General features: G+C 69.7%; 17 protein-coding genes, 2 tRNA genes and 1 pseudogene. 11 read left to right on the top strand and 9 right to left on the bottom strand.

The window, feature by feature from the left end; all coding sequences use genetic code 11:
* Positions 1-8 precede the first annotated feature (8 nt).
* The 4 genes from ehuC to ACFYP5_RS24500 all read left to right on the top strand — a co-directional run bounded on the left by ehuC (position 9) and on the right by ACFYP5_RS24500 (position 3,173).
* On the top strand, positions 9-749 hold the full coding sequence (ehuC, locus tag ACFYP5_RS24515) for an ectoine/hydroxyectoine ABC transporter permease subunit EhuC (protein WP_389039716.1): 741 nt from the start codon (positions 9-11) through the stop codon (positions 747-749).
* Positions 746-1,387 carry an ectoine/hydroxyectoine ABC transporter permease subunit EhuD gene (gene ehuD, locus ACFYP5_RS24510; RefSeq protein ID WP_389039712.1) on the top strand — a complete coding sequence of 214 codons (642 nt, stop codon included), beginning with the start codon at positions 746-748 and terminating at the stop codon, positions 1,385-1,387. The genes ehuC and ehuD overlap by 4 nt, the downstream gene beginning before the upstream one ends.
* Positions 1,377-2,228 (top strand): ectoine/hydroxyectoine ABC transporter ATP-binding protein EhuA, encoded by an 852-nt coding sequence (gene ehuA, locus ACFYP5_RS24505; RefSeq protein ID WP_389039709.1) that lies wholly within the window; start codon positions 1,377-1,379, stop codon positions 2,226-2,228. The genes ehuD and ehuA overlap by 11 nt, the downstream gene beginning before the upstream one ends.
* Positions 2,229-2,414: 186 nt before the next feature.
* Positions 2,415-3,173: an IclR family transcriptional regulator gene (locus ACFYP5_RS24500; protein ID WP_389039706.1), complete on the top strand. Its 759-nt coding sequence runs from the start codon at positions 2,415-2,417 to the stop codon at positions 3,171-3,173.
* A gap of 47 nt (positions 3,174-3,220) precedes the next feature.
* Here ACFYP5_RS24500 and ACFYP5_RS24495 read toward each other — a convergent pair whose 3' ends face one another.
* On the bottom strand, positions 3,221-4,120 hold the full coding sequence (locus ACFYP5_RS24495; protein WP_389039884.1) for an endonuclease/exonuclease/phosphatase family protein: 900 nt from the start codon (positions 4,118-4,120) through the stop codon (positions 3,221-3,223).
* Positions 4,121-4,421: 301 nt separating this feature from the next.
* A complete protein-coding gene (locus ACFYP5_RS24490) occupies positions 4,422-4,973 on the bottom strand; it encodes a M15 family metallopeptidase (protein ID WP_389039704.1) in 552 nt (183 codons plus the stop codon).
* A 387-nt stretch (positions 4,974-5,360) separates the two neighbouring features.
* Here ACFYP5_RS24490 and ACFYP5_RS24485 point away from each other — a divergent pair, with 387 nt between their 5' ends.
* The 4 genes from ACFYP5_RS24485 (at position 5,361) to ACFYP5_RS24470 (ending at position 9,055) form a co-directional block, all read left to right on the top strand.
* On the top strand, positions 5,361-6,038 hold the full coding sequence (locus ACFYP5_RS24485) for a response regulator transcription factor (RefSeq protein WP_389039701.1): 678 nt from the start codon (positions 5,361-5,363) through the stop codon (positions 6,036-6,038).
* A gap of 92 nt (positions 6,039-6,130) precedes the next feature.
* Positions 6,131-7,204: a sensor histidine kinase gene (locus ACFYP5_RS24480; RefSeq protein WP_389039698.1), complete on the top strand. Its 1,074-nt coding sequence runs from the start codon at positions 6,131-6,133 to the stop codon at positions 7,202-7,204.
* Positions 7,205-7,336: 132 nt separating this feature from the next.
* Positions 7,337-7,410, top strand: a tRNA-Lys gene (locus ACFYP5_RS24475).
* Positions 7,411-7,543: 133 nt separating this feature from the next.
* The gene (locus ACFYP5_RS24470; RefSeq protein ID WP_389039696.1) at positions 7,544-9,055 is read left to right on the top strand and encodes an MFS transporter; all 1,512 of its coding nucleotides are present in this window, start codon (positions 7,544-7,546) and stop codon (positions 9,053-9,055) included.
* A gap of 82 nt (positions 9,056-9,137) precedes the next feature.
* Here ACFYP5_RS24470 and ACFYP5_RS24465 read toward each other — a convergent pair whose 3' ends face one another.
* The 4 genes from ACFYP5_RS24465 to ACFYP5_RS24450 all read right to left on the bottom strand — a co-directional run bounded on the left by ACFYP5_RS24465 (position 9,138) and on the right by ACFYP5_RS24450 (position 15,336).
* Positions 9,138-10,817 (bottom strand): AMP-binding protein, encoded by a 1,680-nt coding sequence (locus tag ACFYP5_RS24465; protein WP_389039694.1) that lies wholly within the window; start codon positions 10,815-10,817, stop codon positions 9,138-9,140.
* A 26-nt stretch (positions 10,818-10,843) separates the two neighbouring features.
* Positions 10,844-11,434 carry a lytic polysaccharide monooxygenase gene (locus ACFYP5_RS24460; protein ID WP_389039691.1) on the bottom strand — a complete coding sequence of 197 codons (591 nt, stop codon included), beginning with the start codon at positions 11,432-11,434 and terminating at the stop codon, positions 10,844-10,846.
* Between the two features lie 160 nt (positions 11,435-11,594).
* Positions 11,595-13,829: an SPFH domain-containing protein gene (locus ACFYP5_RS24455; RefSeq protein ID WP_389039689.1), complete on the bottom strand. Its 2,235-nt coding sequence runs from the start codon at positions 13,827-13,829 to the stop codon at positions 11,595-11,597.
* 25 nt (positions 13,830-13,854) lie between these two features.
* Entirely contained in the window at positions 13,855-15,336 is a 1,482-nt protein-coding gene (locus ACFYP5_RS24450; protein ID WP_389039687.1) for a peptidoglycan-binding protein, read from the bottom strand.
* Between the two features lie 184 nt (positions 15,337-15,520).
* Between ACFYP5_RS24450 and ACFYP5_RS24445 the strand changes: the two genes are divergently transcribed.
* Together ACFYP5_RS24445 and ACFYP5_RS24440 are read left to right on the top strand one after the other, a co-directional pair.
* Positions 15,521-15,594, top strand: a tRNA-Lys gene (locus ACFYP5_RS24445).
* A 147-nt stretch (positions 15,595-15,741) separates the two neighbouring features.
* Positions 15,742-15,980 (top strand): annotated as a pseudogene (locus ACFYP5_RS24440) (glycosyl transferase); the annotation flags it as partial.
* A 293-nt stretch (positions 15,981-16,273) separates the two neighbouring features.
* Here the strand turns inward: ACFYP5_RS24440 and ACFYP5_RS24435 are convergent.
* Together ACFYP5_RS24435 and ACFYP5_RS24430 are read right to left on the bottom strand one after the other, a co-directional pair.
* Positions 16,274-17,005, bottom strand: coding sequence for a class F sortase (locus ACFYP5_RS24435; RefSeq protein ID WP_389039684.1), 732 nt, complete (start codon positions 17,003-17,005; stop codon positions 16,274-16,276).
* 5 nt (positions 17,006-17,010) lie between these two features.
* Complete coding sequence (locus tag ACFYP5_RS24430) at positions 17,011-17,577, bottom strand: hypothetical protein (RefSeq protein WP_389039681.1); 567 nt, start codon at positions 17,575-17,577, stop codon at positions 17,011-17,013.
* A 485-nt stretch (positions 17,578-18,062) separates the two neighbouring features.
* On the opposite strand from ACFYP5_RS24430, the gene ACFYP5_RS24425 reads away from it, so the two are divergent.
* Positions 18,063-18,842 carry an HAD-IIA family hydrolase gene (locus ACFYP5_RS24425; protein WP_356711526.1) on the top strand — a complete coding sequence of 260 codons (780 nt, stop codon included), beginning with the start codon at positions 18,063-18,065 and terminating at the stop codon, positions 18,840-18,842.
* Between the two features lie 70 nt (positions 18,843-18,912).
* On the opposite strand, the gene ACFYP5_RS24420 is transcribed toward ACFYP5_RS24425, so the two are convergent.
* Entirely contained in the window at positions 18,913-19,974 is a 1,062-nt protein-coding gene (locus ACFYP5_RS24420; protein ID WP_389039678.1) for a 2-aminoethylphosphonate ABC transporter substrate-binding protein, read from the bottom strand.
* Positions 19,975-20,005: the final 31 nt, after the last annotated feature.

Raw genomic sequence — 20,005 nt, 5'->3', positions numbered from 1 at the left:
CCCACCGCATGAGTGATTTCCTCTCCGCCTTCGTCGACGATCTGCCGCAGTTGCGCTCGGGGCTGTGGGTGACCCTCCAGGCGACCGTCCTGGGGGCCCTGCTCGCCCTGCTCCTGTCCTTCGTCCTCGGTCTGATGTCGGTCAGCCGGCTCATGGTGACGCGCGGCGTGTCACGCGTGGTCGTGGAGTTCTTCCGCGGTACCTCGCTCTACATCCAGCTGTTCTGGCTCTACTACGCGATGCCGCCGCTGACGGGGTACGAACTGACGCCTCTGCTCTGCGGCGTCGTCGCCTTCGGCCTCAACTACGGTGCGTACGGCTCCGAGGTGGTGCGCGGCGCGATCAGCTCCGTACCTCGTGCCCAGTACGAGGCGGCCGTCGCGCTGAACATGACGCCGCTGTACCGGATGCGGAAGGTGATCATTCCGCAGGCCTGGGTGCAGATGATCCCGTCCTTCACCAATCTGCTGATCCAGCTGCTGAAGTGCACCCCGCTGCTGTGGCTGATCTCCGCGGCCGACCTGATGACCGTGATCCAGCAGCTGCGCGACCGGACCGGTGAGACGCTCACCGCGTACATGACCCTGCTGGTCGCCTACTTCGTCCTGGCCTACGCGCTGACTCTGCTGATGAATCTGCTGGAGCGGAGCGCCAAGCGACGGCTGGGTCTGCCGACCGGTGCGGGCTCGCTGCTGCGCAGCCGCAGCGCCACGGACGCCGTCGCCTCCGCGACCGGAGGTGCCCGGTGAACGGCTTCGACTGGAACGCCGCCCGGGACGTACTTCCCCTGGTGCTCGAAGGTTTCCGGGTCACGCTGCTCGCGACCGCGCTCGGCACGCTCGTCGCCGCGGTCCTCGGGCTTGCCATCGCGGTCGCCGGACGGGCCCCGAGCAGGTTCGTGACCGTGCCGGTACGGGTCGTGATGGAATTCATCCGGTCCACCCCGCTGCTCGTCCAACTGGTCGGCGCGGCAGCCTTGTTCACCTCGGTGGAGCCGCTGACGATCGGCATCGTGGTGCTGGGCGTCCACTACGCCGCGTACACCTCCGAGGTGTATCGCGCCGGGATCGACGGTGTGCCGAAAGGCCAGTGGGAGGCCTGCCGGGCGCTCTCGCTCACCCCGCGGCGGACCTGGCAGGCCGTGATCCTGCCGCAGGCGGTGCGCAATGTGCTGCCCGCCCTCGGCAACTACGCGATCTCGATGTTCAAGGAGACTCCGTTCCTCGCCGTGATCACGGTGCAGGAAATGGTCTTCGAGGCCCGTAAGTACGGCGCCGATCACTTCGCCTACACCGAGGCGTTCACGCTCGCCGGACTGGTCTTCCTGGTCGCGAGCTACCCCACCTCGTTGCTGATGAGAAAGCTGGAGAAGCGCCTTGGCCACTGAACCTCTCCCCCTGCCGAAGGCGGCCGCCGCGGCCCCCGTGGACATCGCCCCGGCGCCCGCCACGTCGCCGACCGGCCATCCGCTGGTCCGCTTCGACAACGTCGTGAAGCGGTACGGCGACCATGTCGTCCTCGACGGGCTGGACTTCTCGGTGCAGCGCGGCGAACACGTCACACTCATCGGACCCAGCGGCTCGGGCAAGACCACCATCCTGCGGCTGCTGATGACGCTCGAGAAGGTCAGCGACGGAGTGATCTGGGTGGACGGCGACCCGCTGTCCCACCTCAAGGCTCCCGACGGCTCGTTGAGGCCGGCGACCGAGAAGCATCTGCGCGAGGCCCGGAAGAAGATCGGCATGGTCTTCCAGCAGTTCAACCTCTTTCCCCACATGAAGGTGCTGCAGAACATCACCGAGGCACCGGTCAGCGTGCTGGGCATGGACCGGGACGAGGCAGAGGCCCACGCCCGTGAGCTGCTCGATCTGGTGGGGCTCTCGGGAAAGGTCGACGCACACCCTTCGCAGCTCTCCGGCGGCCAGCAGCAACGGGTGGCGATCGCCCGCGCGCTGGCGATGCGGCCGGAGATCCTGCTCCTGGACGAGGTGACGTCCGCGCTCGACCCGGAGCTGGTGGCGGGCGTGCTGGACCTGCTGGGCGACATCGCGCGGAACACCGACATCACGATGCTCTGCGTGACCCACGAGATGAATTTCGCCCGGGATGTCTCGGAGAAGGTGCTGATGTTCGACGCAGGGCGGGTGGTGGAGGAAGGTTCGCCGGAAAAAATCTTCTCCGACCCCGAGCACGAACGTACGCGCGAGTTCCTCGACGCGGTGCTGTGACCTCGCCCTCCATAGGTCGCTAATGACGTTGGCATATGCCAGACGGGCGCGCCCCAGCTGACAGCGCCGGGGGCGGCTCGTCAAGTCGTCAACAGGCCCCCCTCAAACGCCATTTGGCGGCTATCGTGGTGCGGAAGCTTGCGGTTACAACCTGGTCTTGCGGTCACAACCTGGTAGGGGGAAACCGTGGCGTTGAAGCCCGAACCGACCGCGCCGTTCCACTCGGTGCAGTACGCCCTTCGCGTTCTCGAAACGGTCTCCAAACACGGCAACGGCGTTCTGGACGCCCAGATCTCCCGCGAGACGGGGCTGCCTGCCGGGCATCTCGCCCCGCTGCTGCTGATGCTGCGCCGCGAGGGCTATGTCGAGCAGGTCACCGACGGCGCCTATGTGATCGGCGCCTCGCTCCTGCTGCTCGGCTCCGGTGCCAGCCGCAGACAGGCCCTGGAGACGAAACTCCAGCAGACCCTGGACCAGCTGCGCGACTCGGTCGGCGCCGCGGTGTACATCAGCCGGTACGTCGACGGCGAGATCCGGGTCACCCAGTACGCCGACGGTCCACGTACCCCCGCGGTCAACGAGTGGGTCGACTTCCGGTCCGCCGCGCACGCCAGCGCGATCGGCAAGTGCCTGCTGACCCAACTCGACCAGAACGGCCGCCGCGACCACATCTCGCGTCACAAGATCGCCCGGCTCACCTCGCGGACCATCACCAGCGAGAAGGTGCTCTTCTCCAAGCTGGACAGCCAGTCGGCAACGGTCCCGGTGCTCGACCTCCAGGAGTACGCGGTGGGCACGGTCTGCGCGGCCGTCCCGCTGACGGCGGGCTCCTCGGCCGGCTGCCTGGCACTCTCGCTGCCGGTCGAGGATGCGCACCGGCTGCGCTCGGCGGCGGACACGCTGAACCGGCGGGCCGCGCCGGTCCTGCTGTCATTGGCGCTCTGAGCACGAGTTCTGAGCACGAGTTCCGACAGCTCGGGGCGGTGCGCCCGCTACGCCTTCAGCCTGGCGGCGACGGGCCGATGGTCGCTGCTGGTCGCGGGGAGGGTCCAGGCGTCGGTGGGGGTGACGCCCCGCGTGAGGATGTGGTCGATACGGGCGACCGGGAACGCTGCAGGCCAGCTGAAGCCGAAGCCGGCCCCCACCTCGTCCTGGACAGACGTCAGCCGGGAGTTCAGGGCGGCGAGGCCCCGGTCGTTGGTGGCGCCGTTGAGATCACCCATCAGGAGGACCTTCTTCTGCCGTTCCCGGTCGACCGCATGATAGAGCGCGGTCAGGACCTGGTCGCGCCGGGCGATGGTGAAGCCGTAGGCGCCGACCCGGACGGAGGGCAGGTGCACCACGTAGACGGCGAGCGGGCCGCCCGGCCCCTGGACCCGGGCACGTAGGGAGCGGCTCCAGCCGGGGTCGATGGTGACGCGCTCCGAGTCGGAGATCGGGTAGCGGCTCCACAGGGCAACGGTGCCGATGTGGACCGAGTACGTGAGCCGGCGGCCCAGCACCTTCCGGTAGGCGGGCATCGCGTCATCGGTGATCTCTTCCAGGGCCACCAGGTCGGGGTCGGCGGCGAGCAGCGTCCGGGCGGTCCCGGCAGGGTCCGGGTTGGCGGCACCGACGTTGTGGGTGACGACCGTCAGGTCCGGCTCGGCGTCCGGATGCCCGCCGAGGAACAACGGCCCGAACATCGCAGCCCACGCGGCAGCGACCAGGAGCGCGGCGACGCCGGCCGGCACCGACCTGCGGAGCAAGGCGGCCGCCAGCAGCACGGGCACGGCCAGACCTGTCCAGGGCAGCAGGGTCTCGAGCAGGCTGCCCGGATTGCCGACCGAGTTGGGAACCAGCGAGTGGCCGACCAGCACGATCCCCGTCATGACCGCCAGCGCGGTCGGAATCCGGCCCTTGCGCCATCCGTAGCCACGGCCGTGCCGATCGGGCGTGCGGTCCGGCCGGTCGTGGGCTTGTTCGTCCGGCACGGGTGCTGTCTCCGGAACGGCCTGCTGTTCGCGCTCGGGGTCGAGGTCGAGGGGCGGTATCTGGGCGGGGTCGAAGAATCCGCCACCGATGTACACATCCGGGTAGGGGTCCTCGTGCAGGTCGGGCACGTCATGTCCTTCAAAGGTGGGGTGGGACGGCGCGGACCGGATCAGCGGTGCCGGCTCAGGGAGAGGCGAGCGGTACCCGGCCGGGTACCGGTCAGCCGGCGGCATTGTTCAGGGGGGCGGGGCAGGTGCCGCCGGGGCCGGCCAGCAACTCGAAGTGCCACATCTCGTTGGCGTAGACCTGGCACAGGCCATAGGCGGAGCCGTGCCGGATGAGCCAGTCGTCGGCGTCGGTGGGACCTATGTCCACCGCTTTCCCGGACACGTGGGTGGACTTCTCCGGGGTGTTCACGAACTCCCGCGCCTTTTCCAGGCTCCCGTACTTCTCGATTCCCTCCTCCAGCAAGCGCTGCTGGTGTTCCTTGCTGCGCCAGCCCGACGTGACCACGAATTCGATCCCGTCCTCCCCGGCGTCCCGGGCCGCTTCCTGCACGGCCTTCAGCAGACGCTTGTCCAGACGGGTGACGGCCGCGTGGCGGGTGTCGAAAGGGGTGATTTCACTGTCGCCCGGTAGGTCACCGTCGTCGGCGGCCTCGGGAGGGACCTCCGCGGGCGCTCCGCCGCTGTCCGGCGAATGCTCTGCTGGTGCGATTGCCCGCGCGGCCGGTTCGCTGCCGGTCGTGACGACCCAGACCGCCGACAGCATCAGAACCAGGAATGCACCGATTCCCGCCGTCATCCGACCGGGGAATCGGCGCGCCGCCGTGACTGAGCGGTTCGCCAGGTGGTTGTCGTGCATCGCGGCCTCCAGGCGTCTCGGCCGGGGCGGCGGGTGCCGCTCCGGGATGCCTTGAGCCAAGGGCGGGCCGTGTTGTCGGGCCGTCTCGATTTCCGGATACGTTTTCGATAGGTGCGGACCGCTCCAATGGAGATGCCGGGCACAGGACCGGCGGCCGGTCCGGCTCGCGGCGGGAATCTCGGCAGGAGCGCTCCGCAGTGCGGAAATCGCTCTTCGCCACCGTTCCTTCCTCGGGCCGTAGGCTGGACCGGAAGCCGGATATCGTCCGGTTTGAGACAGAGCGGGAGAGGCCGCATGCGGGTGCTGATTGTCGAGGACGAGCTGTATCTCGCCGAGGCGGTGCAGGCGGGTCTGAGGCTCGAAGCCATCGCCTCCGACATCGCCGGGGACGGCGACACCGCCCTGGAGCGCCTCGACGTGAACGAGTACGACGTCGTCGTCCTCGACCGCGACATCCCCGGCACGCACGGCGACGACGTGTGCCGGCTCATCGTGCAGCGGCGCCTCGGCTGCCGCGTGCTCATGCTGACGGCGGCGGGCCTCCTCAACGAGAAGGTCAGCGGCTTCGAAAGCGGCGCCGACGACTACCTGACCAAGCCCTTCGACCTGAAAGAGCTGGTCGTACGGCTCCGCTCACTGGCCCGCCGGCCCAAGGAGAGCACACCCCCGGTCATCGAGTACGCCGGAATCCGGCTGGACCCGTTCCGGCGCGAAGTCTTCCGCGACGGGAAGTACGTCGCGCTCACCAGGAAACAGTTCGCCGTCCTGGAAGTCCTCATGACGGCGCGGGGCGGGGTCGTCAGCGCGGAGACACTGCTGGAGCGGGCCTGGGACGAGAACGCCGACCCGTTCACCAACGCGGTCCGCATCACGATGTCCACCCTCCGCAAACAGCTGGGCGAACCGTGGCCGATCCACACCGTGCCCGGCGTCGGATACCGGCTCGACGAACCGGCGGGGCACGGACAGTGAACCGGCGATCAGCACCCCAGCGGGCCACCGCCGCGGCACCGGCCGCGGACGACCCGGCGCGCCCCCTTCGGCCGCGGCGGCTGACCGCCCGTATGAAGCTCACGCTCACCTACGCCCTGTTCGTGGTCGTCGCGGGCGCGTTCACCCTGGCCGTCATCTACCTGGCCATGCGCTTCGTGCCCAACTACCCGTTGACCGCCGCGAACCCGCGGGACGAGAGCGGCGCCCCTTCCCGGCAGGAGATCCTTCAGACCCTGCTCAGAGCCTCCGGCCTCACGCTGCTCCTGCTGGCGCTCGTCGGGATCGGTGGCGGCTGGTTCATCGCGGGGCGCGTCCTGCGGCCCCTGCAGGACATCACCCGAGCTGCCAAGCGGGCGGCCGACGGCTCCCTGGACCACCGCATCGGACTCACCGGTCCGCGCGACGAGTTCACCGATCTCTCCGACACCTTCGACACCATGCTCGCCCGCCTGCAGCGGTCCTTCGACGCCCAGCAGCGCTTCGCCGCCAACGCCTCGCACGAACTGCGCACCCCGCTCGCCATCAACCGCACCATGCTCGACGTCGCCACCGCCGACCCCGACGGCCAGGACTACCCCCGGCTCGTGGCCCGACTGCGCGAGACCAACCAGCGCGGCATCGAGGTCACCGACGCCCTGCTGCAGCTCTCCGCCCTCGACCACACCCGGCCCGCCGCACAGCCCCTCGATCTCGCCGACACCGCCCAGGAAGCCCTTGAGCTCGTCCGCGACGAAGCCTGCACACGGGGCGTCACCCTCTCCGCCCGCATCCACCCGGCCCCGGCCACCGGCGACGGCGTACTGCTCCGCCAGCTCACCTTGAACCTGCTCCACAACGCCCTGCGGCACAACCTGCCCACCGGCGGATCGCTCACCCTGACCACCGAGCCCGACCCGGCACACCCTGGCCGCGCCGTCCTGACCGTCACCAACACCGGGCCCCTCCTGCCCGAGACGGTCGACCACCTCACCGAACCGTTCCTGCGCGGCAGCGGACGCCTGGCCGAGAAGGACCCCGCGCACCGTGGGCACGGCCTCGGCCTGGCCATCGTCGCCGGTGTCGTCCGCGCCCACCACGGCGACCTGACCCTGATGCCCAACCCCGGCGGCGGGCTCACAGCCCGCGTGTCACTCCCCGGTCGCTAAGGGCTGTCCCGTAATCCCTGGCGGATCGGCCCGCGGCGTCAGATGCGGTGCATCGCAAGGCGGAGGGGCGTCCTCATGCGGGCACGTGTCATCAGCACCCCTCGGGACCAGGTATTATTTTCGAGTCAGCAGGCGCCGCTAGCTCAGTTGGTTAGAGCAGCTGACTCTTAATCAGCGGGTCCGGGGTTCGAGTCCCTGGCGGCGCACAGACAGCGCAGTGGGCGGTCTACGTAGATGTACGTAGACCGCCCACTGCGTTTTTTGCTGCCCGCCGTTCCATACAAACGTGTTACACATACGTACTAGACACTTGTTTTAAACGTTCGTATATTTCCTGGCATGACGAACGCGACGAGCACCACCACTGATCGCAGTGACCTCGCCGGCCGCAAGGAATGGACCGCCTTCGTGGTCCTCCTGCTCCCCCTCCTCCTTGTCTCGATGGACGTCTCCGTCCTCTTCTTCGCGATCCCGTCCATCGACCGGGACCTCGCCCCGAGCGCCACCCAGCAGCTGTGGATCTTCGATGTGTACGGCTTCGCCCTGTCCGGTCTGCTCATCACGATGGGCTCGCTCGGCGACCGGATCGGCCGCCGCAAGCTGCTGCTCCTCGGGGCGGCCGCCTTCGGCACCGCGTCCGTCGGCGCGGCATACGCCACCAGCCCCGAGATGCTGATCGCGGCCCGCGCGCTGCTCGGGATCGGCGGAGCGACGCTGATGCCGTCGACGATGGGGCTCGTACGGAACATGTTCCGCAACGAGCAGCAGCGCAGCACCGCGGTCGGCATCTGGTCCGGCGCCATGGCGGGCGGGATCGCACTCGGCTCGGCGCTCAGCGGGGTCATGCTGCAGCACTTCTGGTGGGGCTCGGTCTTCCTGATCAATGTGCCGGCGATGGTGCTGCTGCTGGTTCTGGTGCCGGTGCTGGTACCGGAGTTCAAGGACCCGAACCCGGGACGGTTCGACCTGTGGAGCGTGCCGCTGTCGATGGGCGCCGTGCTCCCCGTCGTCTACGGCGTCAAGGAGAGCGCCGCCCATGGTCTCGACGCGCGCAACGCCGTGCTCATCGCCGTCGGCCTGCTCGTCGGCTGGGTCTTCGTCCGCCGCCAGCGCGTCCGTGACGACGCGATGATCAGCCGTGAGCTGTTCCGCGGTAAGGGCTTCGCCGCCGGAATCGGCCTGAACTCCCTCGCCGCCTTCGCGATGATGGGTTCCGCCTTCTTCACCACCCAGTACCTCCAGTCGGTCCTCGGCATGTCCACGATGGAGGCCGCCCTGTGGAGCCTGGCCCCGTCGCTGGCGGTGGGAGCCGCGGCGCCGACGGCCACGGCGATCGCCCAGCGGATCGACCGCACGTATGTCATCTCCGCCGGATTCCTCATCGCCGCCGCCGGGTTCGCTCTGCTCTCCCTGTCCGGTACGGACTCGCTGTGGCTGCTGCTCATCGGCTCGGCCGTGATGAGCTCGGGCATCGTCACCGTCATGGCGCTCGTCTCGGACCTGGCGCTGGCGACCGCTCCGCCGGAGAAGGCCGGTTCGGCCGCGTCACTGCTGGAGACCGGTCAGGAGTTCGGCGGCGCGATGGGCATGGCCCTGCTGGGCGCGGTCGCCACCGCGGTGTACGGAGCGGACCTGCCGGACTCCGCGCCGGAGGCCGCACGCAAGACGCTGCCGGGGGCTCTGGCCACGGGGGACGCGTCGCTGATCTCGGCGGGCCGGGAGGCGTTCGTGCACAGCATGCAGTACGCGTCGGTCGCGGGCTCGCTGATTCTGCTCGCGGGAGCGGTGCTTGCCGTGGCACTTCTGCGGCGCGGCAGTAGGGTCCGGAACCAGCTGGCCCCGACCCACTGAGGGCCGCCCACGTCAACCCTGTCCGTCCTCGTCCGCCGGACGGGCCTGCGTTCCCGGCCCGTCGACGGCCCCTCCCCGCCCTTCAGGCCACGGGGGAGATCGAGGACAGGAGGGCTGTCCGTCCGTGCGCCTCGTACTCGGCGAGCAGGCCGGCCAGTTCCTCGCCCCCCAACGGGCCGTAGGCACCACCGCCCACCCCGTTCCACCACACCGGGTCCGTGCTCCGGAAGCCCTCGCGGCGGAGCGCGACCCGGTGCACCTTGTTCGTCGCCGTGACCGGCATCGCCGGGACGATCCGCACGAAGCGGGGCGCCATCTTCGTCCCCAGATCCGGCTGGGCCGCCAGGAACGCGGCGAAGGCGGCCGGGTCGAACACCGCCCCCTCACGCAGCGCCAGCGCCGCCATCACCAGGTCGCCGGCCACCGGGTCCGGCACCGCGTACACCGCGACGGCCGCCGCGTCCTCCCAGCGGGCCACGATGTTCTCGATCATCGCGGCCGCCAGGTTCTCGCTGTCGACGCGCAGCCGGTCGTCCGTGCGGCCCGCGAAGTAGAGGAAGCCCTCGGGGTCGCGGAAGAAGAGGTCCCCGGTCCAGTACCAGCCGCCGCGCACCCGCGCCGCGTCCGCCTCCGCGTTGCGCCAGTAGCCCTCGAAGGGTGTACGGCCCCGGTTGACCAACTCGCCAATGGATTCGGCACCGTTGATCAGTCGCCCACCGTCGTCGAAGACCGCGGCGGCGCGCTCCTCGCCGGTCTCCGGGTCGACGACGGCGAGATCGTCCCGGGCGGAGGCCCGCCCGATGGCGCCCGCCGGGGTGTCCGGGGTCCGCTGGATCGCCGCGCCGCCCTCGGAGGATCCGTACCCCTCCACCAGCCGCACCCCGAACCGGTCCCGGAACCTGGCCGCGTCCACGGTGCCCGCCTCGGTGCCGAAGCCGAGTCGCAGCGGATGGTCACGGTCGTCGGGCCGTTCTGGGGTTGCCAGCAGGTACTGCACGGCGCGGCCGACATAGGTGAAGTACGTTGCGCCGTACGCCCGTACGTCGTCGAGGAAGCCGGAGGCCGAGAAGCGGCGGCGCAGGGCGACCTCGGCGCCGCCCGCGAGCGCGGGGGCCCAGTCGGCGATCACCGCGTTGCCGTGGCACATCGGCATGCAGACGTAGTGGACGTCGTCGCGCCGGATCCCGAAGTGGTCGACCAGTGACTGCCCGGCCGCAGCCAGCCGTCCCTGGGTGCAGATAGCGGCCTTGGGCGCACCGGTCGACCCGGAGGTGAAGTAGAGCAGCATGCGGGTTGCGGACCGGACCTCCCCGAGCACCGCGTCGCCCGGCTCGGCCCCCGCGTAGTCGGCGAGCAGCTCGGCGTACGCGCCGGTGTCGGTGACCAGCACCCGTACGCCCGGCAGATCGAGCCCGTCGAGCAATGGCAGATGTGCGCGTTCGGTGACCAGGACCCTGCAGTCGGTGTGCATGATGTCGCGGGCCAGCTCGGCACCGCGCCGGGTCGGGTTGATGCCCGCAACGGCGGCCCCGGCCAGGGCCGCCGCGCTCAACCACAGGGGAAACTCGGGGGTGTTGTCGAGCAGAACCCCCACGTGCGGTTCGCTGCCCGCCGGCAGCAGATCCACCAGGAGCGCCGCCCGTGCGGCAGCGCCGGCGGCGACCTGGTGGTGGCTGAGGACGGTGTCCTCATGTCGCAACCCGGGCCGGTGGTCGCCCCATTGGCGCTGTACGAGCTCCGCGACGGTGCCTGCGTTCCCCATGGCGCCGCACGGTAACTGACTAGGCGTCAGAACTGAACATCGGAGCACGCGTAGAACGCGTTCCCGGTGTCCGCAATGTTCCAGACACTCAGGATGATGTGCCGCCCGGTCTTCTGGGTGGGGATGGTGCCCTGCTGGGTCAGGGTGGCCGGGGGCTGCTGACCGCCGTACGGCACGGTCATGAACGGCTGGGACTCGAGCGCCGCCCTGGTGAGTGGCTTGGTGGGGTCCCAGCCGTTCTTGGTGATGTAGTACCGGAAGTCCGTCGTGGCGTGGCGGGCGGTGAACTGCCAGCGGAAGCCGAAGCCCTGACCTGCGGTGACCTTGGTGGCGGGCCAGTTGCCGCCGCGCGGGTCGTCCAGTGCCGCGAAGTTGTCGTGGGCGCCGGAGCAGATCTTGCCGTCGGCCGGACCCGCCGCCGGGAAGCCCTTGGGAGCCTCGACGCTCTGCGGCTCGTACTGGATGGCACCGCAGTCGGTGACGGTGCCGTTGGCACAGAGCTTCTGGCGGCTGATGGGGTTGTCGGTGTAGCCGTGGCTGTCGGCGCTGCTCGTCGCGAACATCGAGACGCCCGCGACGGCGAGACCTATGACGGCCGCGCTTGCCCGTTTACGCATTGCTGTCGCTCCTCAAGAACGTGGGGGAAGTTCCATGAGCACTGCTGCGCGCGCGATGGTGCGGTCTAGACCAAGCCTTAGATTATTGACAGGGCATGAACATGTCCAGACCAATGGGGGCGGGATTCCGGTTCCCCGCGGAGGCTATACGGCGGCGCGATCAGGAGCCCTCCGCACTGGTACGTCCGGTGTAGAAGGCCACCGTCAGGTCCTTGACCAGTGCCTTCCGTTCGTAGTCGTCGAGCGTCACGAGGCCTCGCGCGGTCAGCCGGCTGACCGTGTCGTCCACCGCGTCGACCACGCAAGTCAGCACGCTGTCGCGGTGTTGGGCGTCGATGGCGGCGATCCGCCGGCGCTGCATGGAAGCGGCGACCTCCGGCGCGTACTCGATACCGGTCGGCTGCGCGGAGTACACCTCGATGCCCACCGGCTCGCATTCCGCCTTCAGCGTCAGGGTCAGCGCGTCACCGACCGCCTCCGCGTTGCGCAGGGTGTGCGCGTCCTCGTGGAAGGCGTCGGCGGGGAGCTGCGAAAGGACCCGCGCGATCGCCGACTCGACCTGCTCGCGCAGATAGTCCTCGTGGTCCGTCACTCCGAACGTCGCCCGCACCGTGTCCTTGATCCGCCACACGACGAGGACGACGACGCGCAGCGCCGTACCGTTCGCGTCCACAGCGGGCAGTGTTTCGCTCCGCCAGTGCCGAAGCCGCACATCGACGCGGCGGCGCGCCAGCAGCGGGTTGGTCCAGACGAGCCCGGTCCGGCGCACGCTACCGCGGTACTCGCCGAAGAGCGTCAGCACCCACGCGCTCCCGACCCGCCCACGGCCCAGACCGCCGACCGCGACGAGCACCAGGATCACCAGCAGGAAGAGCTCCGCCAAGGCCCCGACGCCGATCCCCTCGTGCGGGCGGGCACTCATCCCGGCCCGCGCGAGCAGGCCGCGCGGCACTGCACCGACCCACCACAGCACGGCGCCACCGGCGACGACCCCGGCCAACGCGGTGAGCACCGCGATCCACCCGGGTAGTGCGGGCCCCGGCTTCTCGGTGAGGTACGGATCCGAGGTCGGAGCGGGCCGGATGGGTGCCTGCACCTGCCCCCTGCGGGCGACGGGCGCCCGCCGCACTCCCGTCGCCTTCTCCCCTCCGCCGCCCTGCCGCGCCGGAGCGGCCGGGCGCCCGCCGGAGTGGTCACGGGTGAGCATGTGCACGGGGGGGACGGCGTTGCGCTCCTTGGCGCTGACGGCCTGCTGCCGCCCGGTCTCCCACCGGGCATCGTGGTCGTCCTTCGCCCCGTCACCCGTGGCTCCGGCCTCCGATCCGACGGACGTCGGGGCGGCGGGTCCGGGGCCGGGCGTGGCATCGAGCAATGCGTCGGACACTGTCTCGGGCACGGTGTCGGGCACGGCATCGAGCACCGCGTCGGGCACGGCGTCGGGCACCGTGTACGGCGCGGTGTCGCGCAGGGCAGCGGGCACGGCGTCGGTCACCGGCTCGGCTCCGACAGCTCCGGGCGGCGACCATGCGGCCCCGGCCCCCACAGCCCGCACGGAATCCGAAGCCGCGGCGGACACCGCAGCCGGCACGGCTCCGCCCTCGGCCCCGACCGACACCAGGTCGACGGGTGCGACGTCGGGCGTGGCATCGGGCACGGGCTCGGTTCCGACGGATTCGGGCGGCCATACGGACCTGACCTCCACAGCCGGCACGGGGTCCGACACCGTGGCGGACACCGAGACCGGCACGGGGTCCGGAACCGGGGCCGGGTCCGAAACCGAGGTGGACACCGAAGCCGGCACGGGGCTGGGTGCGCCATCGAGCAAGGCATCGAGCACGGTGTCGGGCACGGGCTCGGTGCCGACGGGTCCAGGCGGCGGCCATGCGGCCCTGGCCCCGGCAGCCGGGGCGGGGCCCGAAACCGGCGCGGGGTCCGAAACCGGCGCGAGGTCCGAAGCAGGCTCGGCTCCCCCCTCGTCATCGACCGACACCAGGCCGGCGGCCACGGGGCCGAGTGCGGCGTCAGGTGCGGTGCCGGGCACCGGCCCGGCTCCGACGGATTCGGTCGGCCGTACGGCTCCGGTACCGACAGCCGGCACGGGGCCCGAACCCGGCGCGGACACCGAATCCGCTACGAGGTCCGCAGCCGGGACGGATACCGATGCCGAGGCCGCGCCGAGAGTGGAGTCCTTGGCTTCGCCGGGGATCAGGTCGAGCACCAGGTCGAGGACGGAGTCCGTCCCGTCGCCCGGCTCGGAACTCGTACGGGACCCCGCGTCGGCTCCCACGCCCGGGCCCCATCCGGCCCTCGCTTCCTCGCCGCCGTTCACCGGCTCACCTTTCATCCTGTTCTCCTTCTCCGGATCTCCGGAGCTGTCCGACACCGTGGATTCCATTCCCGCCTCCGTCATGTCCGTTCTGTCACGCGAAAAGTCGTTGCCAGGTCTCTGGGCCGGGGTAGCCGTCGGCCTCTGCGCCCCGCCAGCCCTGGGCCCGCTGGAAGGCCTCGACATTGCGTCGGTCCTCCTCGGCCCATCGGGGGCCGGGGCCCTTTGCGTAGTGCTTGCCGTATCCCTTCCTCACCAACTGTCTGCCGAGCTTGTCGACATGGCTGTTGGACCGACCCGGCCGGAATTGGTCCCGGCCCGGGAACGCGGGAGCCGCGGTCGAACCGCCCCTGTCCCCGCTGCCGCTCGCGGGGATGCCCCGGCCCGTCCCGCTCACCAGCAGGCGCCAGGTGTCCGGGCCGGGAATCCCGTCGGCTTCCTTGCCCGACCAGCCCTGGGCCTTCTGGAACGTCCGGGTCGCGCGCCGGTCCGCAGCACGCCAGTCCGGTCCCGGACCCACCTTGTAGAAGCGCTTGCCACCGCGGTCCACGAGCATGCGGCCGAGCCGGGTGACGTACGTGCTGCTGGCGCCGGGACCGAACTCCGCGGCACCCGGGAACGCCGGCATCGCCTTCGAACTGCTGCTACCGGTATCGATGGGCAGCCCCTTGTAGCGGTACGGGATGTAGCTGCCGGAGTGGGTCCAGTACGCCATGGGCGTCGTCCGCTTACGCGTGTGCGAGGGCGTCTGCTCGTACGCCGAGTAATGGCTGTGCGTGTAGTCGGTCCAGCCGCCGAAGATCGTGACGTGCGAGCCCATCGTCGGGTTGGCCTTGTTGTGGAAGAGCAGGATGTCGCCGGGCCGCAGTTGCTCACGCGCGATCTTGGTCCCGAATTTGGCGAGGCTGCCGGTCCACTCGTTGCCCTTCAGCTTCCAGGCCATCGACACATAGCCGGAGCAGTCCTGCCGGTAACCGTCGGACCAGTACTTCGCCATGCTGTACGGGACCTGCTCGCTGACCCACTTCTTCGCCCGGTTGATGATGTCCGTCCGTGTGGTCTTCGGCGTCTGCGGTGCCGAGCCCGTGGACGATGGCGGCCCCGGGGCCCCACGCCCCTGCAGTGGGCCGGGAGCACCCTGCGGACTGCCAGATTCCGAGTCGTCCGCATCCGAATCGGCCGAGTCAGCCGAATCGGCCGGGTCGGCCGGGTCGGCCGGATCGCCCAGGTCAGCCAGGTCGCCCGGCTCCGGATCGCCCGGGCCACTTGGATCACCCGGGTCACTTGGGTCGGCTGGGATCGGCGCAGGGTCCGCCCGGGCAGACCCGACGGACCCTGCGGTTCCGGCGCCTTCGGCGGCGTGCCCGGTCGCCGCGCCCGCCGCCTCTGCCCCACCGGTGCCGAGCACCGCGCCGGCCGCCGTGACCATGACCAGCGCGCGCCGCGCCCCATGCGCAGCAGGGTGTCCTCCGTACCGCCTCGGCAGGGCCTTGGCGGCAGCGCGGCGCTGCGCGGCACACCCGGCGCAGGTGCAGTCGACGGCGGGCGCGTACTCCTCGAAGGCCGGCACAGCCATGCGAATCCCCTCTGCACTCTCAAGATTTTTTGGGCGCACCTGCACAGGCGTCAGCGCTGCAACTCACCTGACATATTGCATTTTGACGGATAGAAGTGAAAAAACGACCATCCGACAGGCCGTGATCGACAGGAAATGGTCAGAAGCACCCCCGGAGGTCAGGTAGAGTTCTCCAGGTCAGCAGGCGCCGCTAGCTCAGTTGGTTAGAGCAGCTGACTCTTAATCAGCGGGTCCGGGGTTCGAGTCCCTGGCGGCGCACGCGGAATCAAGGCCCCCTCACCGAACGTGAGGGGGCCTTGTTCGTGCACGCACAGCCCTACACCTCCCCACACCCCTTCGCAAGAGTCATCCAAATCGCACATATAGCCGGTTAATAGCCCGTTTGACCCTTGCGACAATGACTAGGGCGACCGCTACGACGCACCGATGTTCGTCGGCATCAGCAACGCCGTGCGGATATCGGACCTCCAGCAGGCCGGCGGCCTGTACGACTCGATCGCCAAGGACATGACACTCGGCTTCGAGATGCACTGCGCCCGCAACCCGCGCGCCGGCCGGAACCGGCGCTCGGCGTACACCCCGGACGCGCCGACCGTCGGCGAGGACCGACCGCATGGACGGACCCTGTCACGCACTGGTCCCGGCCACGGCCTTCGCCCCCCTTCCGGCACAGGCGTCCGGCTTGCCCGTACGCGCGAGGGCTTCACGGACGACGGACAGTGACCGGTTCTGGACGCACCGTCAAAAACCGACTGGGCCATGGCCGTTCACCGGCCTAGAGTGTTCAGGAGTGGCCCACACGCCCCCTTGCCCTCCCGTGTCGGCGCCGGGCTTCTCCCGCAGCCCGCGCACCGCGGTCGAGGACCGGCCCGGCCGGCGCCCCGGGGGGAGAACGGGCGGCCGGCCGGGCCAGGTATCCCTCTTCTGCCCTGCCGGCCTACGCCGAGTCGTCCGATTTGATGGACTTGGCGGACCTGTCCACGGCCTCGGCCGCCTTGGCCGCGCTCTTCTTCTCGCCGGTCAGATAGGCGGAGACGACCACATTGGCGTTGTACTCGTGCGACGCCCGGTCGAACGTACCGCCGCAGGTGATCAGCCTCAGCTCCGCCCGGCCGTCCTTGCGGGGACCGTACGCCTTGCGGGCGTTGAAGCGGTCCCGGGTGAAGACCTGGACGTCGTCGATGGTGAATTCGGCGACCGTGCCGTCCGTGCGGACCACCCGGATCTTGGCGCCGGGGCGGGCCGCGCTGAGCCCGTAGAAGACGGCCGGTTTGGTCTCGGTGTCGACATGGCCGACGAAGAGCGCGGCGCCCGCCGCGCCGGGCCGGGTGCCGCTGCCGTACCAGCCGACCGTGTGCGGTGTCGCGAAGGACGGCGGGTCGATCGCTCCTGCCGCGTCGAGGCCGCGGGAAACGACGGGGGCCTTGATGCCGATCGAGGGGATCTCGACCCGTTCGGGCGCCGCACCCTTGATCGGGGCGTGCGCCGCGGGTAGGGGTACGCCGAGCGGGCGGCCGACCGCGGCGACATCGCCGGTGGTCGGGGCGGAACTGGCGCCGGAGCCGTCGGTGATGCCGCGGCCCCAGAGCCACAGGCCCAGCAACACGACAGCCCAGGCCACGCCGGTGAGCAGCCGGCCGGTGCCTGCGGGGCGGTCCGAGGCGGACATCTCGTTCAGTCCGTGGACGGGTGGCGCCGGCGGGAGCTGCGGAAGGCGACGGCGACGGACGCGACGGCGGCCAGGACCAACCCGGTCACGGTGTGTGCGATGCCGGGGCCGTCCTGCTGGGCCGCCTCGCCGGCAAGGAGCGTCGCAGTGCCGCCGCCCCCGGCGCGGACCGGGGCGATCGGGGCCGCGCCCTCACGGGCGACGACGGTGACGGTGCCGGACACCCGGGTGTCCTTGTCGTCGTCACACGTCACCCAGATGTCGTAGTCGCCGGCCGCGGCGTCCGAGCGGATCTTGGCGGTGGCGGAGAGGCCGCTCTCGTCGGCGGCCGAGAAGCCGGCGTCGGAGTCGAAGGCATCGGAGATCCCTTTGGCCTTCTTGCCGTTGCAGCCGTCGACCTGCAGATCCACCTCACCCCCGGGGGCGATGGAGGCCGGGTCGACCGAGAGGGTGGCGCGGGTCTGTGTTTCCTTTTCCTGGCCGGAGCCGGAGTCGGCCAGTGCGACGGAAGCGGGCATCAGTGTCACCGCAACCACTACGACTCCACAGAACGTGAGGGGTATGGAACGCATCGTGAACCTCCTAAAGGCAGGTTCACGCGTCCGGCGGGTTTTCGCATCCGCTGGGGCGACGCGGCTGCTCCGAGGGAGTGCGGGGAGCGGCTCGCAGGAACCTCTGCCCGCACGCGCCCGTGCCGGGCTCGGCCGGGCTCGACCCACGTCGATGAGGTCGACGAGGTCGGCGATGGAGTCGACTACCGTGGACGGCCGGAAGCGGTAGCGGTCGATGTCGGCGGGGGTCGTCGGTCTTCTTGATCGAGCCGGCCTCCTGGAAGAGGTTCCCCTGCGAGGCCGAACGGGTGACTCCGTATACCCGAACCCGCGCTGTAGGTGATCTTCGGACGGATAGCCGCTTACCGGCGCGTAAGGGATGCCAGGGACCAAAAGGCCGCGTTTCCCCCGGCGTCCGGTCCGGGCTGCGAGACGTTCAGGTTCTGAATGCGAGGAGTGAATAGCATGGTCATCCCGTGAGTCCTCGTACGGCAGGAGCCCCACCCATGACAGATCACAAGCCCATCGAATCGTGGCTCACCGACATGGACGGGGTCCTGATGCACGAAGGCGTGCCGATCCCCGGCGCGGACGCCTTCATCAAGAAGCTCCGTGATTCCGGCAAGCCGTTCCTCGTTCTGACGAACAACTCGATCTACACAGCCCGAGACCTGCACATGCGGCTCAACCGCATCGGCCTCGAAGTGCCGGTCGAGAACATCTGGACCTCGGCCCTGGCCACCGCCAAGTTCTTGGACAACCAGCACCCCGGCGGCACTGCCTACGTCATCGGTGAGGCGGGGCTGACCACCGCCCTGCATGAAGCCGGGTACGTGCTCACTGACACCGAACCCGATTTCGTGATCTTGGGTGAGACGCGGACTTATTCGTTCGAGGCGCTGACGAAGGCCATCCGGTTGATAAACAACGGCGCCCGCTTCATCGCCACCAACCCCGACAACACCGGGCCCTCACCCGAGGGGGCGTTGCCCGCCACCGGTTCCGTCGCTGCGTTGATCACGAAGGCCACCGGCAAGGAGCCGTACTTCGTCGGCAAGCCCAACCCGCTCATGATGCGCAGTGCGCTGAACACGTTGGGTGCCCACTCCGAGACCGCCGCGATGATCGGCGACCGGATGGACACGGACGTGTTGGCCGGGCTGGAGGCCGGGATGGAAACGTTCCTGGTTCTCACCGGGCTGACGAACCGGGACGAGATCGAGCGCTACCCGTACCGGCCGACCAAGGTTGTGGACTCGATCGCGGACCTCGTCGACCTCGTCTGAGTGGCTGTCCGGCACTCCGCCGCTGGGCGGAGTGCCGGACGGCGGAGCAAGGTGGGCCCGTGCCCCGCAGTCAGCTTCCGGTGGCCGTCTTCCAGGCGTCCACGTAACCGTCCAGGTTGGCGCCAATCTCCGACCAGTCCGGCTCGAAGATCTCCACCCCGTTCATCAGCTTGCTGAGCGCGATGGCGTTCGCGTCGGTGGCCTCGACGTCCTTGCGGGCGGAGAAGCCGCCGCCGACCTCGCTGACGTCCTTCTGGGCCTGCTCGGAGAGCATGAAGTCGAGCAGCTTCTTGCCGTTGGCGCTGTGCGGGGCCTTGCTGACCAGTCCGGCCGCGTAGGGCAGGGCGAAGGTGGTGGGCTTGGCGCCGGCCTTCGCCGGGAACCAGATGCCGAGGTTCGGCATGTCCTTCGACTGCGCGAAGTTCATCTGGACGTCGCCGTTGGCGACGAGCAGTTCGCCCTTGTCGACCTTGGGGGCGAGCTTGCCGGTGGAGGCGGACGGCCCGACGTTGTTGGCCTGGAGCTTCTTCAGGTACTCCATCGCCGGCTCCTTGCCGCCGAAGTCGTGCATGGCCTTGATGAGTACGGCCGTGCCGTCACCGGCGACTCCGGGGGTGGAGTACTGGATCTTCTCCTTGTACTTCCCGTCGGTGAGCTCGTCCCAGGTGGTGGGCGCGGTCTTCAGTTCCTTCTTGTTGTAGACGAAGCCGAAGTAGTTGTTGACGACCGAGGTCCACTTGGAGTCGGACGCCTTGTCGGCGCCGTCGACCTGGTCGGAGCCGGCCGGCTCGTAGGCCTCCAGGAGGCCCTTGGAGTCGGCCTGCTGGATGAACGGCGGGAGGGTGACCAGCACATCGGCCTGGGTGTTGGACTTCTCGCGGAGGGCGCGCTGCACCATCTCGCCGGAGCCGCCCTCCACGTACTCGACCTTGATGCCGGTCTTCTTCTCGAAGTCCTTGAAGACCTTGTCGTACCAGCCGTCGCCGTTCTCGCCCTTGAGCCCGTCCGCGCTGTAGACGGTGACGATCTTCTCGTCGGAGGCGGCGGAGGAACCGCCGCAGGCGGAGAGGGTGGCGGCGAGGGCGAGCGCGCCGGTGACGGCGGCCAGCGGCTTGAGGTGGCTCTTGCGCATGGGAGTCGTATCTCCTGGAAGTGTGTTCGGT

It is taken from the genome of Streptomyces sp. NPDC005262 (assembly GCF_042872425.1).
Classification (GTDB): domain Bacteria; phylum Actinomycetota; class Actinomycetes; order Streptomycetales; family Streptomycetaceae; genus Streptomyces.
The sequence above is the reverse complement of the archived record's forward strand: the minus strand, read 5'-3'. Positions and strand labels throughout refer to the sequence as shown.

Bases quoted from the DNA above. Each gene is read 5' to 3' on its own strand.
- ehuC (WP_389039716.1), top strand. From the start codon at position 9: ATGAGTGATTTCCTCTCCGCCTTCGTCGACGATCTGCCGCAGTTGCGC.
- ACFYP5_RS24490 (WP_389039704.1), bottom strand. From the start codon at position 4,973: ATGCTGTCGGCGGTCTGGGTCGTCACGACCGGCAGCGAACCGGCCGCG.
- ACFYP5_RS24485 (WP_389039701.1), top strand. From the start codon at position 5,361: ATGCGGGTGCTGATTGTCGAGGACGAGCTGTATCTCGCCGAGGCGGTG.
- ACFYP5_RS24480 (WP_389039698.1), top strand. From the start codon at position 6,131: ATGAAGCTCACGCTCACCTACGCCCTGTTCGTGGTCGTCGCGGGCGCG.
- ACFYP5_RS24470 (WP_389039696.1), top strand. From the start codon at position 7,544: ATGACGAACGCGACGAGCACCACCACTGATCGCAGTGACCTCGCCGGC.
- ACFYP5_RS24465 (WP_389039694.1), bottom strand. From the start codon at position 10,817: ATGGGGAACGCAGGCACCGTCGCGGAGCTCGTACAGCGCCAATGGGGC.
- ACFYP5_RS24460 (WP_389039691.1), bottom strand. From the start codon at position 11,434: ATGCGTAAACGGGCAAGCGCGGCCGTCATAGGTCTCGCCGTCGCGGGC.
- ACFYP5_RS24455 (WP_389039689.1), bottom strand. From the start codon at position 13,829: ATGGAATCCACGGTGTCGGACAGCTCCGGAGATCCGGAGAAGGAGAAC.
- ACFYP5_RS24450 (WP_389039687.1), bottom strand. From the start codon at position 15,336: ATGGCTGTGCCGGCCTTCGAGGAGTACGCGCCCGCCGTCGACTGCACC.
- ACFYP5_RS24435 (WP_389039684.1), bottom strand. From the start codon at position 17,005: ATGTCCGCCTCGGACCGCCCCGCAGGCACCGGCCGGCTGCTCACCGGC.
- ACFYP5_RS24430 (WP_389039681.1), bottom strand. From the start codon at position 17,577: ATGCGTTCCATACCCCTCACGTTCTGTGGAGTCGTAGTGGTTGCGGTG.
- ACFYP5_RS24425 (WP_356711526.1), top strand. From the start codon at position 18,063: ATGACAGATCACAAGCCCATCGAATCGTGGCTCACCGACATGGACGGG.
- ACFYP5_RS24420 (WP_389039678.1), bottom strand. From the start codon at position 19,974: ATGCGCAAGAGCCACCTCAAGCCGCTGGCCGCCGTCACCGGCGCGCTC.